General features: G+C 54.5%; 13 protein-coding genes. 4 read left to right on the plus strand and 9 right to left on the minus strand.

The window, feature by feature from the left end:
- Position 1: 1 nt before the first annotated feature.
- Positions 2-1,462, minus strand: a complete 1,461-nt coding sequence (gene miaB, locus D2E25_RS02570) for a tRNA (N6-isopentenyl adenosine(37)-C2)-methylthiotransferase MiaB (RefSeq protein WP_164514675.1) — start codon at positions 1,460-1,462, stop codon at positions 2-4.
- A 107-nt stretch (positions 1,463-1,569) separates the two neighbouring features.
- On the opposite strand from miaB, the gene D2E25_RS02575 reads away from it, so the two are divergent.
- Positions 1,570-2,307, plus strand: a complete 738-nt coding sequence (locus D2E25_RS02575) for a GTP pyrophosphokinase (RefSeq protein WP_206430726.1) — start codon at positions 1,570-1,572, stop codon at positions 2,305-2,307.
- Here the strand turns inward: D2E25_RS02575 and D2E25_RS02580 are convergent.
- From D2E25_RS02580 to D2E25_RS02590, 3 genes are all read right to left on the minus strand, one after another.
- Positions 2,304-3,242, minus strand: coding sequence for a DMT family transporter (locus D2E25_RS02580; protein WP_125979450.1), 939 nt, complete (start codon positions 3,240-3,242; stop codon positions 2,304-2,306). The two genes, D2E25_RS02575 and D2E25_RS02580, sit on opposite strands and share 4 nt — an antisense overlap.
- Before the next feature lie 87 nt (positions 3,243-3,329).
- Positions 3,330-4,187, minus strand: coding sequence for a Bax inhibitor-1/YccA family protein (locus D2E25_RS02585; RefSeq protein WP_125979852.1), 858 nt, complete (start codon positions 4,185-4,187; stop codon positions 3,330-3,332).
- A 157-nt stretch (positions 4,188-4,344) separates the two neighbouring features.
- On the minus strand, positions 4,345-5,022 hold the full coding sequence (locus tag D2E25_RS02590) for a DUF5067 domain-containing protein (RefSeq protein ID WP_125979451.1): 678 nt from the start codon (positions 5,020-5,022) through the stop codon (positions 4,345-4,347).
- Between the two features lie 309 nt (positions 5,023-5,331).
- On the opposite strand from D2E25_RS02590, the gene D2E25_RS02595 reads away from it, so the two are divergent.
- The 3 genes from D2E25_RS02595 (at position 5,332) to D2E25_RS02605 (ending at position 9,613) form a co-directional block, all read left to right on the plus strand.
- The gene (locus D2E25_RS02595; RefSeq protein ID WP_125979854.1) at positions 5,332-6,705 is read left to right on the plus strand and encodes a sensor histidine kinase; all 1,374 of its coding nucleotides are present in this window, start codon (positions 5,332-5,334) and stop codon (positions 6,703-6,705) included.
- Complete coding sequence (locus D2E25_RS02600) at positions 6,705-7,427, plus strand: response regulator transcription factor (RefSeq protein ID WP_125979856.1); 723 nt, start codon at positions 6,705-6,707, stop codon at positions 7,425-7,427. The genes D2E25_RS02595 and D2E25_RS02600 overlap by 1 nt, the downstream gene beginning before the upstream one ends.
- 80 nt (positions 7,428-7,507) lie before the next feature.
- On the plus strand, positions 7,508-9,613 hold the full coding sequence (locus D2E25_RS02605; RefSeq protein WP_125979452.1) for a GmrSD restriction endonuclease domain-containing protein: 2,106 nt from the start codon (positions 7,508-7,510) through the stop codon (positions 9,611-9,613).
- Between the two features lie 96 nt (positions 9,614-9,709).
- Here D2E25_RS02605 and acnA read toward each other — a convergent pair whose 3' ends face one another.
- From acnA to D2E25_RS02630, 5 genes are all read right to left on the minus strand, one after another.
- On the minus strand, positions 9,710-12,409 hold the full coding sequence (acnA, locus tag D2E25_RS02610) for an aconitate hydratase AcnA (RefSeq protein WP_125979453.1): 2,700 nt from the start codon (positions 12,407-12,409) through the stop codon (positions 9,710-9,712).
- A 77-nt stretch (positions 12,410-12,486) separates the two neighbouring features.
- Positions 12,487-14,967 (minus strand): HAD-IC family P-type ATPase, encoded by a 2,481-nt coding sequence (locus D2E25_RS02615; protein ID WP_125979454.1) that lies wholly within the window; start codon positions 14,965-14,967, stop codon positions 12,487-12,489.
- 64 nt (positions 14,968-15,031) lie between these two features.
- On the minus strand, positions 15,032-15,595 hold the full coding sequence (locus D2E25_RS02620) for a sugar ABC transporter substrate-binding protein (RefSeq protein ID WP_164514676.1): 564 nt from the start codon (positions 15,593-15,595) through the stop codon (positions 15,032-15,034).
- A gap of 70 nt (positions 15,596-15,665) precedes the next feature.
- Positions 15,666-16,955, minus strand: coding sequence for a class I SAM-dependent RNA methyltransferase (locus tag D2E25_RS02625; RefSeq protein ID WP_125979456.1), 1,290 nt, complete (start codon positions 16,953-16,955; stop codon positions 15,666-15,668).
- Between the two features lie 46 nt (positions 16,956-17,001).
- Complete coding sequence (locus D2E25_RS02630) at positions 17,002-17,721, minus strand: DUF3159 domain-containing protein (RefSeq protein ID WP_125979858.1); 720 nt, start codon at positions 17,719-17,721, stop codon at positions 17,002-17,004.
- Between the last annotated feature and the right edge of the window lie 91 nt (positions 17,722-17,812).

Below are 17,812 nucleotides of genomic sequence, written 5' to 3' on the forward strand. Positions count from 1 at the left end.
GTTATCGCCTCACTGAATACGTTTGGCCTTGCGCTGGGTTAGGGTCAGCGATGAGATTGTGGCGGCCTGCATGCGTAACAGTTGCGGTAACAAAATCGCCGATTTGTGGCATAGGCTCACCATCAGGCACACCGATATGCACCAACACACCAGTTTTTTCACGGCCCGTTACACGATGCGTGGCAGCATCCTTTTTGCCCGTCGTCCCCGTGATCATCACCTCAACATCACGGCCCTCGAACTTGGCAAGCTCTTCAGCAGTAATCTGCTCCTGCAACGCTACCAGTCGGTCGAAACGCTCCTGGACCACGTCATGCGGTATTTGTTCCATAGACGCAGCCGGGGTGCCCGGGCGCGGAGAATACTCAAATGTGAAGGCGGAAGAGAATCGTGCTTCACGCACAACGCGCATCGTCTCTTCAAAATCCTCGTCAGTTTCACCGGGGAAACCCACAATAATATCCGTGGAAATCTGCGCATCCGGCATGGCTTCACGAATACGACCAAGAATGTCAAGGAATTTCGCTGAACGATACGAGCGGCGCATTGCGCGCAGAATGCGGTCAGAACCAGACTGCAGTGGGAAATGCAGTTGGTGCATAATGTTCGGTGTTTCAGCCATTGCAGCGATCACATCGTCCGTGAATGCAGCAGGATGCGGCGAAGTAAAGCGCACGCGTTCCAAGCCTTCAATGTCGCCGCATGCGCGCAGCAGCTTAGAAAACGCGTACCGGTCGCCAATACCATAGCCGAACGAGTTCACGTTCTGGCCGAGCAGCGTAACCTCTTTGGCACCGTTATCCACGCATTGGCGAATTTCAGCAAGAATATCGCCCGGGCGACGATCATGTTCCTTACCGCGCGTGGTCGGCACGATGCAGAACGTGCACGTATTGTTGCAGCCGATCGAAATTGACACCCAGCTGGAGACGCGCGAGGCGCGGGCGGTCGGCAACTGGCTAGGGAAATAATCCAGATGGTCAACCACGTCAACCTGCGGTTCACCAATCATGCGCGCGCGATCAAGCAGCTGCGGCAGAGAGCCAATGTTCTTCGTACCGAACACTGCATCTACCCATGGCGCTTTCTTTGCGATCTTCTGACGATCAAGCTGCGCCATGCACCCGCCTACTGCGATTTGCAGGTTCGGCCGCTCACGCTTCATCTGCGCCCACAAGCCGATCGTGCCATACATACGCTCAGCAGCGTTTTCGCGCACTGCGCACGTGTTCATCACGATCAGGTCAATATCTTTGTCAATCACCTGATCTTCAGTCGCTGGCACATAACCGTCTGCTTCAAGTACGCCAGCAATACGTTCGGAATCATGCACATTCATCTGGCATCCGAGCGTGTGCACATAGTACACGCCCTTGCCACGGTTTGGCATTGCGGCAGCATCAGCCGCTGGTTCAGCCAGTTTTGAGGCGCGTTCAGCCTCGGTCATCATGTCTTCATTCATAGTTTTCCATCGTATCGATTGCCCACGCCAGAGCGTCAACCGTGTTGCGTCACGCTGGTAAGTCTGCTTCAGCGATTATTCAGGTTCAGCACACATGTGCGGTTACAATATTGACCGTGATACTTGACCGACAGAACCGCATCAATACCAACGATCTCAAAGCGCGACTCAAGGCTCTTGGTGGCGAGAACACCCCGTTCCCCACCGATGAGATCACTGAATTCGCTGATCTTATGCAGGTCTACGAAGGCGCAATGTATGAGATCAGTACCAAACTCGAAATTCTTGATTCTGAGTTTCAGGTTCGCTTCGCACACGACCCAATTCATCATATGGAACGGCGTTTGAAGTCGGTGAATTCGATTCTAGGCAAGTTGGAACGCAAGGGGCTGCCGCTCAATGTTGCGGCAATGCGCGATAACTTGTTCGACGTGGCTGGTATTCGTGTGATCTGCAACTACCGCGATGACGTGTACTCTGTATCGAATTATTTGTCAGCGCAAAACGATATTTCCGTACTGCGCGTCAAGGATTACATTAAAAATCCTAAGCAAAACGGGTACCGCTCACTCCATGTGATTTATGCAGTGCCAGTGTTTCTGTCATCCGGTGCTCACTACACGCCAGTTGAAGTACAGTTCCGTACTATCGCTATGGATTATTGGGCGAGCCTTGAGCATGCATTGCGGTACAAAACTGATTTGCCTGACGCTAAGCTGACCGAGCATTCGCAAACACTGCTTGACTGTGCGCGTTCGTTGCAGAATATTGAAACGCAAATGCAGAATATTCACCGTGATATTAACGGCGCACCACAGGCTGGCGAAGCGCCGAAAGCTGACTAACGGCTTTTTGCGCGTGTTGTAAACGGGTTTGCGGGCAGTTGTGCGAGCATCGTGCCCGCAAAAATGAGCGCGCACCCAAGGTAACCGCGCGGGGTCATCACCTCGCCGAGTAGCAATGCGCCGCCAAGCACTGAGAAGAATGATTCCAGTGACATGACAAGGCTGGCTTGTGTTGGCGGCACCCATTGCTGGCCAACAACTTGCAATGTGTACGCGATACCAACCGAACCAATGCCTGCATACAACACTGCTTCCCACGCTTGAGCAGCACCTGCCCAGTTCACTGATCCTTCGATGAGTGAACCTACCCAACTCAAGATGGCAGTAGTAACAAATTGCGTGAAAGACAGCACTAGTGCGTCAATACGAGACCCCAATGTGTCGATGACCAAAATATGCGCGGCAAACAGCACTGCGGTGAACAATAGCAATAGGTCGGCCAGCGTTAATGAACCGAACCCATTGGTGATGCACAGGCAATAAAAACCTACGACAGCAATCACTACTGCGATGATGGTCATCAAGTGCACGCGTCGATGCAAGAATACGAAGGCGAGCAGCGGCACCATCACAATATACAGTGCCGTAATAAATCCAGCGCGGCCAGCCGAGCGACCGTAAAGAATACCGTATTGCTGCAAGGTGCTCGCAGTGAAGAGAAATATGCCGCAGATTGCGCCGACAATGATCGGATTGGAAAGCCAGCGCGCATGATTGGCCTGTGCGCTAGCCGATACTGTCGGCGTTGCAGCGTGCTTCATCCGGCGCCATGCGAGCAAAGGAATCAGTGAAAGCGCACCAAGCGTGAATCGTGTTGCGTTGAAAAACAGTGGGGTCATCGAATCCATGCCCTGCACTTGAGAAACAAACGCAAATCCCCAAATCAACGCGGTTAATAGCAGGCACGCGAGCCCCATCAGTTCCTGTCTCTTCATGAGGCACTACGGTACCGGCGGCATGTGACGGATATGAAAAAGCCCGACTACTTGAGCCGGGCTTCATCCTATGCGATTACTCGCAGGCTAGTCTCTGCTACCGAACAGCTGCAGGATGTACAGGAACATGTTCACAAAGTCGAGGTACAGGTTGAGCGCGCACACGATCGAAATCTTACGAATCATTTCCGGGCCCTGAGACTCATAGTGAGCGAACAGTGCACGCGTAGCCTGCGCATCGTACATCGTCATGCCAGCAAACAGCACCAAGCCAATTGCGCAGATAATACGCGTTGCTTCGCCAACTCCTGGAATGAACATCAGTACTAGTTGCGAGATGATCAGTACGATCAGGCCAACCATCAGAATTGGGCCGAGCTTGAGCATGTCAAACTTGGTGGTCAGCGAGAACATCGTAAGCACAAGGAAGAACAGTGCGCACATGCCAAGCGCAATACCAATATCAGACAATTGGTACACGATGAAAATCGAGCTGAGTGTAAAGCCCATCAGTGCAGCATACACGTAGAACATGACGCGAGCGGCTGTAGAGCTAATGGTCATAATGCGTGCGCCAAGATAGAGCGCGAGACCTACCTGAACAATGGCGAAGAGGAAGAACCCGATCAGACCAGTAGCGCTGATAAAGGCAACATATGCACCAGTCATCTGCGTGAATACAGCGACCACGGCGGTAATAATCAGGCCGATGGTCATCTCACCATATGCTTTTGTGACTGAGGCTCGCTGTGCCTGCTGCACTTGTTCATAGGAATACGCAGTTTGCGCGTTCATGGTCGCCGTACCATTGGGCGCATACCCATACTGGGGCTGACCGTAATTGTTCTGCGTATAAGGGCTCTGTGCGTACGGCTGCTGATTCTGACCGTATTGCGGCTGGCCAAATGGATTGCCGTTACCTTGCGGCTGCTGACCGAATGTCATCATGACTCCTTGCTTGTCGCTTCTCCCTCATCCTACGGGGTATCGCCTGAGAGTCACCTGAATTTCAGCCTGGAGCATGGCGGTTTCACGATATGCGCACAGGTGGGTAGACAAACACCTACCCACCTGATCAATCTGCGCGCCTACTGCACTGAACTTACTGCAACGTAAACGTGTGCGTTACTTTGGCATCGGTAAAGTCAACAGTGCCTTCAACTTCAATGCTGACTGGGCTGTCATCTTCAAGCACGTACGCTTGCGTGACCGTTGCGGTGCCTCCTGGCTGCAATTTCGAGAGCGCCGAGTTGGCATCGTACCCCTCTGGAGCCTCAGTGAAGATTGCAGTATCAAGCTGACGGCCGTTCTGGAACGCGCTGACCATGTAATCCATGTAATTCGAGTTTTCAGACTTATTGTTAGTCAACTCATACGTCAGTACTGCCGTGGGCTTGCCTTCGTAATCTGCACCGGTTTTGGTCAATGACACGAGTTTGACGTGGTAGTTGCCGGAATCAACATCGCCTTCCATGTCCTGTTCGCCGGTTGCGGCTGCCTTGTCTTTTGACGTGTCGCCGTCAGTGGACGATGCATCAGTGTCAGCATTGTTCTTCTGCGTGGCGTCACTGCTGGACTGACTGGACGTTGATGACTTGTTGGCGTCGTCTGTTGAAGAGCTGTTCGGTGCTGCAGTGCTACCGAGAGCTGCCACAACAATGATGATGATCAGCCAAAACCACCATTTTTTCCACAGTGGTTTCTTCGGTTTTGCGGCATGCTGCTCACCTTGGCTCACGGGCCGCTGGCTCGGCTGCTGAGCAGGGTTGGGGTTACTCATAGCTCCTTCTTTCTCTTTCGCGGCAATCGGCGACGCTCATCGTGCAGGTTGCGGCGCCTGACACATACGACGCTATCGAAATACGCGCCACGCCGTCAGTGGACGAATGGTCATATTGCATTGCCCATTCGGGCAATCGAACGTGTCTAGACGCGCCCGTTCGTTCAATGGTGTCGATCGGCGAGCAGCAATACAGTGGGAAATATGACCGCACCTTCCTCGATGCCACGCTTGCCTCACCGATGGCCACTGTCTATTACGGCTGATGACGTTGTACCAGTACGCACACGACTGTGGTGCACGGTGGTGATGATTCCTCTCGCCATGATGATGTGTTTAGTGCAAGTTGCTTATGCAGCCTCAGCATTCACGAATGAGGATGGTGACCTTACTAACCCGTGGATGATACTGGGCGTATTGCTTGCGCTGGTCTGGCCGTTTGTGTTGCAAAAGCGTTCGAAGCACCCTGAACCTGTGTTCTGGATTTGTGCGCTCGCGACCCTAGTATTCCCTTATGATCCGCTACTGATGCTGATGGCGTTGTGCTCGCTCATTGCTCGCCGATCAGACACGCGGCGCACGTTGCGCGCCATAGTTGTTGCAACACCGATTGCTGTTTGGGCACAATTGCGTGATGCACTTCAGCCAGCAGGCACATCGTTCTGGCATGAAGTGTTTGCCAAACCAGGCACTACTGATACTGGGCAAACGCCGGTCATGCTTGTTGAGGAATCGACAATTGTGACGACTGCGATTGTGATCGCGCTACTAGGCGTGGGCGGAGCCATATTGATTGGCTTGCATATTCGTTCGCGCGCGCGACTCAACGAGGCAGATGCGCGCACTGAAGCCGCTCGTCATCATGCCGCACACTTACAAGATGATCTTGCCAATCAACAGCTTGCTGATGCGATCGCCGCTGAAGCACATGATACGTTGGCGCATTCGCTATCGTTGATTGCACTCAATGCGAGCGCATTACAAGTCGAGGCTGCGCGTTTAGCGCAAACTGATCTGCACGAAGCCGGTACCAATGTTGACGATATGCGTCGGCGTGCGCAAACGGTCGCGCTGAAAGCTGATGAAATCCGCCGCCAGTCGGCAGGCGCTTTGGACGAAGCGCATGCGATTATCGACATGTTGCGTCACCCACAGCAGGCGTGGGAACAATTGGCTCCCAGTGATGAGACTGCGTTAACGCGCGAATCGTTGGACGCGTTGATTCAAGATACGCGGCGAGCTGGCACATCGTTGAACACGTGGATTGATATTCATCAGCTGGGTGATTTAGACGAGACGATTGGCAAGGTTGCGTATCGTGCGATTCAAGAAAGTCTCACCAATGCGTGCCGTCATGCTGTTGGCGCACCAGTGTGTTTGGAAGTAACAGTCAATCCGCAGCAAGGCGTGCACGTGCATGTCAGTAATCCCATCACTGGCAGCGAGTCGCATGATGCTAGTGCTATGCCAGCTGCTTCATCGAACGATACTGCGCACAATGCGCGTACCGGTGCTGGACTTCCCGGTGTTGCTGCGCGCGTTCGTTCAGTGGGCGGAGAATGCCGCTATGGCAGTGATGCTCAACAAATCTTCCATGTTGATGTGGTATTGCCCTGGCACACGCCAGATAATCCAGCAACGCCCAGTATGCCGGCCGGCTCCACCGCTACTGTGCCAGTATGATGGGCATCGTGAAGGCAGAAGAACCGCGAGAAGCTAGCACGATTGTCACTGTGAGTATCATCGATGATGATCCGATGGTCTGTCAGGCGATGGAATTGATTCTCAACGATTACTCGCAGGGTCTTATTCGCGTAGTATCCACGTCTACTGGAGGCCGCGAAGCAGTGCGAAAAGCACGTAGCGAGCACCCTGACGTCGTGTTGATGGATATCGCCATGCCTGACATGGATGGTATTGCAGCTACTCAGCAGTTGCGCGCACTGCCCCATCCAACGCATGTGTTGATTCTTACATCGCTTAATCCTTCGAATACGGTGCAACGCGCAATAGAAGCGGGTGCTGAAGGGTTTGTGTCGAAAACGGATGCGCCGGAGGAAATTATTCGTCGCGTGCTTGATGTGTGTCAGGGCGCCCCACAGTTCAATGTTGCCAGTCAACGGCAGTTGCTTGCTGATCTTGGTTCGTCGCGTCCGCAGGCTCGCCGCGATGAGGCACGCGCATTGCTTAATGCGCTGCCTGCGCGTGAGCGAGAAACAGTGATTCTCGCTGCCGAAGGAATGACGAATGCGGAGATTGCGGCGCGCATGTTTATTTCGGAGCGTACGGCCAAAGCGCATCTTTCGAGCGCGGCTGACAAGCTAGCAATGGGCCGCGTGCAAATGGCACGACTTGTTGAACGGGCCGATCTTGATGATGGGACGCGCCCAGTGATATCTGCCTGACAGGCTGGGCGCACGCTGCTAGGCTGGAGATTGAAGCATGGCGTGTTCGCCACGCGCGCCAATGGAGGGGGTAGGATCACATGTCGATCAGTGCATACGAGAAGCCGCTAGGCAAAGTATTCACCCCGGATTATCAGTTCTCAATTCCATCATTTCAACGCGCCTATATTTGGCGTCGAGAAAACATTCTGCAGCTGATTAACGATCTTGAGGAAGCAGCAAAAACACCAAATACCCCGTATTTTCTTGGATCGTTGATTCTCGTTCGAGAAGGCGGCACGCGGTTTAGTGTGATTGATGGCCAGCAGCGACTGGTATCACTGTCGATTATTATTGCCGCTTTGCGTGATTTGGAAACTGACCCGGAGTGGATGCGTCTGCTTGATGCGCTGATCGTAGAGCCTGGCGACAAATTGCGTGGCATTGCGAACGAGCCACGGTTAACACTGCGCGAGCGTGATGCGGCATTTTTCCGCGAATATGTGCAGGAAGGTAATCTGGAAGCGCTCTTCGACTTAAGTGATGATGATTGGGCGTCGAACGCACAACGCAATATCACGATTAACACTAAAACAGCGTATGACGCGTTAGATGCGCTCAGTGAGGATGAGCGGCATCGTTTCGCCTCCTACTTGGTGAACGGTGTGACGCTGGTCATTGTGACCACCGATGATCTTGATGGCGCACATCGTATTTTTGACGTGATGAATATGCGCGGTTTGCCGCTCACCCCGTCGGATGTGTTTAAAGCAAAAGCATTATCCGGTATGAAGCCAGCGGAAGCAGACGCGTGGGCTGCCCGCTGGGATGACATTATGGATCCGCTGGGCGATGATACCGCGCAGGTTGAAGAATTCTTCGCATACTTGCATATGATCGTCACGCATAAGCCGGCTAGCGGCAGGCTGATTGGTGATTTTCTTGATGAAGTATTGCAACCGTATCTTGCCGGCGGCACAGTAACGGCGTTTATTGATAAAGTGCTTGCACCATATGCGATGGCATGGCGTATTCTTGAGCGTCCGAGTGAGGCATTGCTACCAGATGAGGCACGTGATGTGCTCGAATTGTTGAATGATTATTCGGGGCATGAATGGCGACCTGTTGCTATGTGGGCGCTCGTGCATTCGTTCCGCAATTTAGGAGCGCCTGGTGTTTCACCATTTACGGCCATTGGCGCTCATGCCACTCGTTCTGCGGCTGATGCAAAAGCTGTGCTTGATCTTCATGACCGGCAACGGCTCAAGGAAGTGCTTGTAGCGCTTGAGCGAGCGACCGGCATTGCCACATTGAATCGTCATAGTGCGCTTACTCGTCGTGGGCGTGCTGCTGCTGCAATTCGCGATCTTGACAAGGGTTATCCGGTACGGCTTGTACGCGGACTGTCTGTGTCTGCCAATGATCGTGCAGGAGCTTTAGTACGTTTGCACGGTGAATTACAGGGTGAAGAGAACCTTATTCGACTGTTGTTGATTCGCGCAAACGAGTGTAAGGCTCAGTCGCGTATTACGCGGCCGCGTTCGTTGAGCGCTTTGCCAATCATGCCGTTGGATATTACGCAATCGTCATCGTTTGCTGACTGGACGCAGGAACAGCATGATTTTTGGATGTATCGACTGGGCAATATGGCGTTGGTACAGGGCAGTGAAGATCAGCTCAATCGCCTTACCGACTATGATCGCCGCCGTAACCGGATGCTTATGCGCGCGGATTCGCGCCGATTCCCGCTTACCGCGCAGTTAGAGGATTTCAATGCGTGCACGCCGCACATGCTGCATGCACGGCAGGAAGAAACTATTCGGCTGATTGCCGAATACTGGGATATTCGCTATGACGAAGATCATGCTGACTTGACTGCGCAAGATGTCGAGCAGCTTGCTCGCGATCATGCGGCCAAGCCTACGCGCGGATCTCGCCGCGTCACTATTGCACAAGTGGTGGCTGCTGGCTTGCTTATTCCTGGTGAAACGTTGGTGTGGGAGCGCCCGCGTAAGGGTGAGCGTTGGGTGGCAACGGTGACTGAACATGGCCGATTCCGTTTGGAAGATGGTTCGGAATATGCGTCACCAACGGCGGCCGCAAAAGCAGCCAGTGGCAGTACTGGCAATGGTTTAGATGTGTGGAAGCGTACTGCGGATGGCCGCAAGCTGAGTGATATTTGGAAGGAATATCGTTTGCGCTACTAGTGGTGCACAGTGCTGAAGGCATTGCGTACCTAACGCGTAAGGGGCTGGTTTGATATCTCGTGATATCAAACCAGCCCCTTACGGTTCAACAGCGTATTACTTCATGAGGTTGCGCAGCACGTATTGCAGAATGCCACCGTTACGGTAGTAATCAGCCTCACCAGGCGTATCGATGCGCACGACCGCGTCAAACTCAGTCTTGGAGCCGTCGGCGTGCGTAGCGGTCACGTGCACGGTCTTCGGGGTCGCACCATTGTTGAGTTCTTCGATACCGTCGATATCGTAGGTTTCTGTGCCGTCGAGACCGAGCGACGTGTAGCTCTCCCCTGCTGGGAACTGCAATGGCAGCACACCCATGCCGATCAAGTTGCTGCGGTGAATACGTTCGAAGCTCTCGGTGATGACTGCCTTGACGCCAAGCATGAGCGTACCCTTAGCAGCCCAGTCACGAGACGAACCGGTACCGTATTCCTTGCCAGCAAGCACAACTAGCGGAATGTCAGCAGCCTTGTAGTTCAGCGATGCATCGAAAATCGTAGATGGCTTACCAGTCGTGAAATCGTACGTGAAACCACCGGGCGTAACCTCGTTGCCGGTGGAGGCAAGCAGCTGGTTCCTCAAACGAATGTTACCGAATGTACCGCGAACCATCACCTCATGGTTGCCTCGACGAGAACCGTACGAGTTGAAGTTCTTCGGTTCGACGCCGCGTTCGGTCAGGTACTTGCCAGCTGGGCTGGATGCCTTGAATGCGCCTGCCGGGGAGATGTGGTCAGTGGTGACCGAGTCACCGAGCAAGGCGAGCACGCGGGCACTGTGAATGTCCGAAACCGGATCCGGCACGGCCTTCATGCCATCAAAGAACGTCTGACGGCGCACGTACGTGGACTTCGGATCCCATGCGAACAATTCGCCTTCAGGCACGTCGAGGCCCTTCCAGCGATGGTCGCCTTCAAAAACGCTCGCATAGTCTTTGAGGAACATTTCGCGGCTCACGGTGCCGTTGACCACGGCGGCGACTTCCTCATTGGTCGGCCAGATGTCCTTCAAATACACGTCGTTACCGTCCGGGTCTTGGCCGAGCGGCTGGGTTTCGAAGTCGAAGTCCATCGTGCCGGCGAGCGCGTACGCGATGACGAGCGGCGGCGAGGCGAGGTAGTTCATCTTGACGTCCGGGCTGATGCGGCCTTCGAAGTTGCGGTTGCCGGACAGCACGGCGGTGACGGTCAGGTCGTTCGCGTTGATCGCCTCGGAGATCTCCGGCAGCAGCGGGCCGGAGTTGCCGATGCAGGTGGCGCAGCCGAAGCCGACGAGCTCGTAGCCAAGCCGGTCGAGGTCGTCCTGCAGGCCTGCGGCCTTAAGATAGTCGGCGACGACCTGCGAGCCGGGAGCGAGCGAAGTCTTCACCCACGGCTTGGGGCTCAGGCCCTTGGCGACCGCGTTGCGGGCGATCAGGCCGGCGGCGATCATCACGGACGGGTTGGACGTGTTCGTGCACGAAGTAATGCTGGCGATGGCCACGTCGCCGTTGGTGAGATCAAAATCACCGCGGAAGTCGGTGGATACAGCAACCGGCTCCTTGACAGTCTTCGGCGTTTCATAGGCGGGCAGTGTATCTTCGAACGTCTTCTTGGATTCGGACAGCACGATACGGTCCTGCGGACGCTTCGGGCCGGCGATGGACGGCACGACGGTAGACAGGTCGAGCTCCTCGTACTCGGAGTACTGCGGTTCGACATAGTCCGGGTCGGATGCGTCGCCCCAGAGATGATTGGCCTTCGCGTACGCCTCGACGAGCGCGACCTGCTCGTCGGAGCGGCCGGTGAGCTTGAGATAGTCGAGCGTAACCTGATCGATCGGGAAGATGCCGCAGGTGGAGCCGAATTCAGGGCTCATGTTGCCGATGGTGGCGCGGTTGGCCAGCGGCACAGACGCAATGCCGTCGCCGTAGAATTCGACGAACTTGCCGACAACGCCGTGCTTGCGCAGCATGTCGGTAATGGTGAGCACCACGTCGGTAGCAGTCACACCTTCGGGGATAGAACCGGTGAGCTTGAAGCCGACGACGCGCGGCACGAGCATGGAGATCGGCTGGCCGAGCATAGCAGCCTCGGCTTCAATACCGCCAACACCCCAGCCGAGCACGCCGAGACCGTTTTCAGTAGTGGTGTGTGAGTCGGTGCCAACGCACGAATCAAGATATGCGAGATCGCGGCCGCGCTCCCCTGCCTTAGTCATAATGACTTTGGCAAGGTATTCGATGTTGACCTGGTGGATGATGCCGGTTCCCGGCGGCACGACGCGGAAGTTGCGGAACGCCTGCTGACCCCAGCGCAGGAACTGGTAGCGTTCGCCGTTACGCTGGTATTCGATGTCCATGTTCTGCTGAACAGCGTCGGCAACACCATACTTGTCGATCTGCACAGAGTGGTCGATCACCATGTCGGACTGCACCTGCGGGTTAATAACCTCCGGGTCACCGCCAAGCTGCTTGACAGCGTCACGCATGGTAGCAAGATCAACAATGCACGGTACGCCAGTGAAATCCTGCATCACCACGCGGCTTGGCGTGAACTGGATTTCATGGCTCGGCTCAGCAGTCGGATCCCAATTCAGCAGTGCCTTAACGTGATCGTCAGTGATATTGGCACCGTCGATATTGCGCACGAGGTTCTCGACCAGCACCTTCAGCGAATACGGCAAGTGATCGACGCCGGGCAGATCAGCAATCGAATAGTAGTCATAGTCCTTGCCATTCACACTCAGTGTGGATAGCTGGTTGTCTCGTACGGACATGTTCCCTCCGGCCTTTAGATCGGCGAATCATGATTTCGTCGCCGATTATCCGCCGCTAACGATACCGGAGTGTTACCTCAGCTCTGGCGTGTCGGATTGTAATGTGAGACAATTCGCGCCCCTAACGCCATCACAACATGGCACAGTACAAAGATCACTGCGGCAATCAATAACGCTACGCCCGTAGCAATAAGCACTCTGCCTGTAGGCATGTGCAATGCGAAAAATTGGGCTACAAATGGAATACATAAGCCAATAACGCCAGCGGCAGCAAATGCGGCAACCAGTATGCCTCGCCATGAGTTCAAGGGGCTGGCTACGCGAGCAAGCACCAGCACGCCAAGGGTGAATACGATGATCGCACACGTGGCACGCAGCGACGCTAAATCAGTTTCGCGCGCTACATTCCAGTGCATGATGCTCGGCAGTAGCCATGCTGACAGCAATACCGACAAGGCAATCGCCGTTCCGCCAGGCAACGCGAATCGTACAACGCGGCCTAAGAATCCTGGTATATAGCGTCTCGTATTGGGTGCGAGCGCGAGAATAAAGGCAGGCGCTCCAATGGTTAATGCTCCCACATACGTAATGTGACGCGGCAAGTACGGAAATGGGATAGCGGTCAGTACTACGCCTAGCGAAATCAGTGCTGAATACACTGTTTTTACGAGGAACAGGCTGGCGACGCGCTCCATATTGGCCATTACTTGACGGCCGCGTGCCACCACGTCAGGTAAATGAGCAAACTTCGAGTCAACGAGCACTACTTGTGCGACTGCTTTGGTAGCAGGCGCCGCATTGCCCATTGCTATGCCAAGATCAGCTTCTTTAATAGCGAGCGCATCATTCACACCGTCACCAGTCATTGCTACCACATGATGCCCAGCATGCAATGCTTGGACGATAGCTTTCTTCTGATCCGGCAGTACGCGGCCAATAACATCCACATTTTCGAGCGTTCGTGCAAGCTCATCAATATCTTCCGGTAGCGTACGCGCATCCATGGCGATTGGCTGACGTTCGCCAGTAAGGCGTACTTTGGCGGCGATCGCGCCAACAGTAACCGGATTATCACCGGAGATGATCCGGCATCGCACGCCTTGTTCGCGGAACCATGCGAGCGTGCCCTGAGCGTCAGCACGGATGCGTTCCGCGCACACTACCAAGCCCACTGGTTTCGCTTGCGGATCCACCACCTCCTCAGCTCCCCCGGCTGAGGGGGCCGAGACTGTTGCATCTTCTGGAGTCACTTGTGCTACCAAGAGCACACGATTGCCGTTCTCAGCGAGCACGTTCACCTGTGCGAGCACATTCGCATAATCGCCGTCAAGTGCGCGCAAAAGCACTTCTGGCGCGCCCATATACCAGGTCGTGCCGTCACCATATGTGACAGCACTCCATTTGCGCGCAGAAGAAAATGGTACGCGCGTTACAACCTGCCCCTCGCTGAACCCTTGGTCGCGCAAACCGGCAAGTACTGCTTGCCCCGTGCCATTGGGTTGTTCTTCATTGGCTAGATCGTAGAGTGCTTGCTGCGCCACATGTTCGCTGCATGATGTGCTCGGCAGCATCGCAATATGGTCGAATGCTATGCCACCATCGGTGATCGTACCGGTTTTATCAAGATTCAAACAATCAACGCGAGCTAACGTTTCTACTGATTCAAGCTCTTGCACCAGCGTGTTATGGCGTGCAAGTCGCATGGCTGCGACAGCAAAGTTCAACGATGTGAGCAGTACTAATCCCTCAGGAATCATGCCAACAACGCCAGCTACAGCGGACACTACTGCTTGCCGCCATGCGCCAGTCGATAGTGCGATATTCCATCCGCCTACCGTATTGATTTGCGAGATAATCAGCAGCACACATAGCGGTACGACGAGAAACGTCATGAATTTCAAGATGGTGTTAATGCCCTTGTTCAGGTCAGACACCGTTTTTTTATACACTTTGGCTTGCGCGGTGAGCGTTGCTGCATAACTATGCGCACCGACTGCGCTTACTCGCACTAATGCCATGCCGGCAACCGCAGTGGAACCGGAGTACACGTTATCGTCAGTTTGTTTGCGAACGGTGCGTGATTCTCCAGTGAGCATCGATTCGTCAAGTTCTAGTCCCCACGATTCGATAATGTGCGCGTCTGCTGGCACTTGTTCGCCAGCGCGAATCCACAGCAGATCATCAAGCACAATACCGTTGGAAGGAACTTCAATATTGGTTCCATTGCGGCGTACGGTGTAATCGGAGGCGACAAGAATTGATAACCGGTCGAGCGTACGTTTTGCTTTGAGCTCGGTAACAATGCCAATACCCGTGTTGATAATGATGACAAAGCCGAATACGGCATCCTTCCAGGAGCCAGTAATCAGCACGAGAATCATTGCGGTGACAATAATCCCATTGAATAACGTGAACACGTTGGCGCGCACAATATCAGCGACTGAGCGTGAGGTGGCGTCACGTACAATATTGGCGCGACCGTCAGAGAGTCGTTGATTGACTTCTGATTCGCTTAATCCCGATTGCGTTACCGTAGGCAAGGAGGAACGTTCGCTCATACGCTCCACCCTACCGCGTGGGTCGCACAGCACTACATCTCACCGTATTCAACGCATCAGCTCATCATGCAACGTTTGTGGTTACCATCATGTCTCGCTCATGCGGCTCATCGTTAATCACCGCGTCGATAGCTTGATCGATTGGTGTAGCATCCGTAGCACGATCATTGATGGTGAACACAGCTGCATACAACTGCGTATTCTGTGGCGCTGTTTGTGGTTCAAGCAGTACGACAGGAATACCCGCTTCACGTGGAGCCTCCAATGTTTGAGCCCAACTATCAGCAGTGTTGTCGGTCACATCAATACCGCTAATGATGATGACGTGCACTTGCTGATTCGTCATATCAATCACACCTTGCTGCGCAGCGGTGACCGGATCGCTGACTTGAGATGTCGACACATACGAGGCATGTAATTTCGCGGTCGCAAACGCTGTAAGCACCAAGCGATCTCGATCAACGTCAGTAGAGCCGATCAGGCTAATGAGCATATCCGCACGCTGAATACCCGCGTGAGCAATTGCTGGCTGATGATCCTGCGTGTCGCCAACTGCTGCTCCGTTAGGCGTACACGAAGCCGTTGTGAACACTGCGCAGACAGCAAGCAGCGCCGCAGTACAGCGCATCGCTATGCGTGTACGCACACGATGTGCTGCACTGCTTATCTTCGTCTGCTCTGCGGCCGTGCGGAACATACTATTCTCGTTCCGTACGCGTGAACACGCCCACGGTTTCAACGTGGTGAGTCATCGGATAAATGTCGTACGCGTGAATGTCGGACAATGTGTAGCCGAGTGAAACTAGCGTCGCCGTATCGCGAGCAAGACTCGTGGGATCGCACGCAATGTAAATAACCGTGCGAGCGCCGCTAGCCGCAATTTGACGGCATACTTTAGCGTGTGCGCCGGCACGCGGCGGATCAAGTACGACCAGATCAGGCTTCGCTAAATGCGCTGGCACGTGTGCGAGCGTCGCTGCCACATCACCACAGCGAGCATCAACATCAGCGAGGTCATAGTGGCGCAGGTTCCTCTGCGCATGCTTCACCGCGGTTTTGCCGCCTTCCACGCTGAGCATACGGGTACGCGGTGCGACCATCGTGGCTAACGGTAGTGTAAACAAGCCGGAGCCAGAGTACAGGTCCCAAATGCAGGCAGATCGCGCACCGTCTAGTGCACGACGCGCCATATCAATAACATGGCCAGCAAGCGAAACGGGTGCTTGACGGTGTACCTGCCAAAAACCGTTCGCATCAACACCATATTCGAAGGTGGTGTGATCGATGGTGACGCGCTCGGTGAGCATTCGGCTACCAGCGTTCATGTCACCGTCAACGAGTACGGCGTAATTGTCGCCGATTGCCTCCGCCAAGTCCATACCGTCAGCCATGTCGCGCGGTTCAGGAACAGACAAGCGAATCTGCGAGCCCGGCTCAAAACCGCCGTCCCATACATGATTGCGCTCAGCAACATTGAGCAGCGCATGCGTAGCCAGTGGCATTGTGTCGAGCGGCACGCGCGTATGTGAGCCACGGCGGCGCATAGATGGGCGGCCATCATCGTCGGCGATCATCTCAATACGCGTGCGCCAGTGAAGTCCGCCTAGTGCTTCATCACCATCGATGCGGTCAACAGGCACGATTGTTTCAACATGACCGAGTCGGCTCATCTGCTCGCTGATCGTGACCGCTTTCCAACGAATCTGACCAGCTAACGATACGTGCACTAGATCAGCGCCGCCAACACCGCCGCCCATCGAAAGAGGGCCGGCAAGCGGCCATGCGGGGGACACGCGATCTTCGCTCGCTTCAAGAACCTCTACAACTTCGCCAGTCCAATAGCGGTCGTCGCGGTCGTGCGGTTCGTCGAGTTCAACGCGCACTAGTTCGCCTGGCAATGCGAATCGTACGAATACAACGCGCCCATCAATATGGCCAACGCAACGTCCCTGATCGGCGTATCGTTCGATGCGCACTTCAGCGTCCATAATGTCCTTTCCGTTTCGCGTATGCACGCTATTTCGGTCAGCCAGCTCAGTTGGCTGATGCAGATGATTCAGATGATGCAGATGATGCAGATTCGCTCTCAGCGTGTGCTGCTTGTGCTGCAAGCTTGTGACGATGCATGGGAGTAGCAACGATCAGATACGACACCCAAATAGCTAATGCCCAGAATGGAATGCCCATCAGCAGGCGCGTAGTACCAAGCCAAGCGACTTGATCTGCCAAGTACAACGGCACCTGCACAACAAGTCGCAGTCCAAACACGCCGATCCACAACAGTGTGACAATCGTATACGCACGTTTGAGCGGCGCATCATCCAACCAATCATGCAACCAGGCACGCCAATGCTCAGTGGGCAGTGTGCGAATAAACTCGATCATCACGCCCAGTCCAGGCACGCGAATCAGCAAGGTTACCGTCAGCAGCACCATATATGCGGCGTTCGTGAGAAACCCAAACAGGTAATAGTTGCGTGCTTCATGGCTTTGCCATGCCCAAATCAGGCAGATGCCAACAGCAATAAGGCCTGAAAGCGCGCCCATCAGCGATTGCCGTTGAATGAGACGAACAATAACCTGCGCTACAGCGAGTACTGCCGAAACAATAATCGTGAGATTCAGGTCGCTCGTCACCACAAACAGGACGACGAATACGACGCCAGGCAGCATCGATTCGACAACGCCTCGCGGGCCACCGATAGCGTCGATAACAGAAAAATCATCATCGCCAGCGGCGGCCAGTGAGGCCATACCCGTGCGCTTTTTGGGATTCTGGTCGTTGTCGTTCACAAATGATCACTCCTGTACCGCACGCATATTGCTGCATGCGGAAGTCACGGGA

This window comes from Bifidobacterium goeldii (genome assembly GCF_003951095.1).
GTDB classification, from domain to species: domain Bacteria; phylum Actinomycetota; class Actinomycetes; order Actinomycetales; family Bifidobacteriaceae; genus Bifidobacterium; species Bifidobacterium goeldii.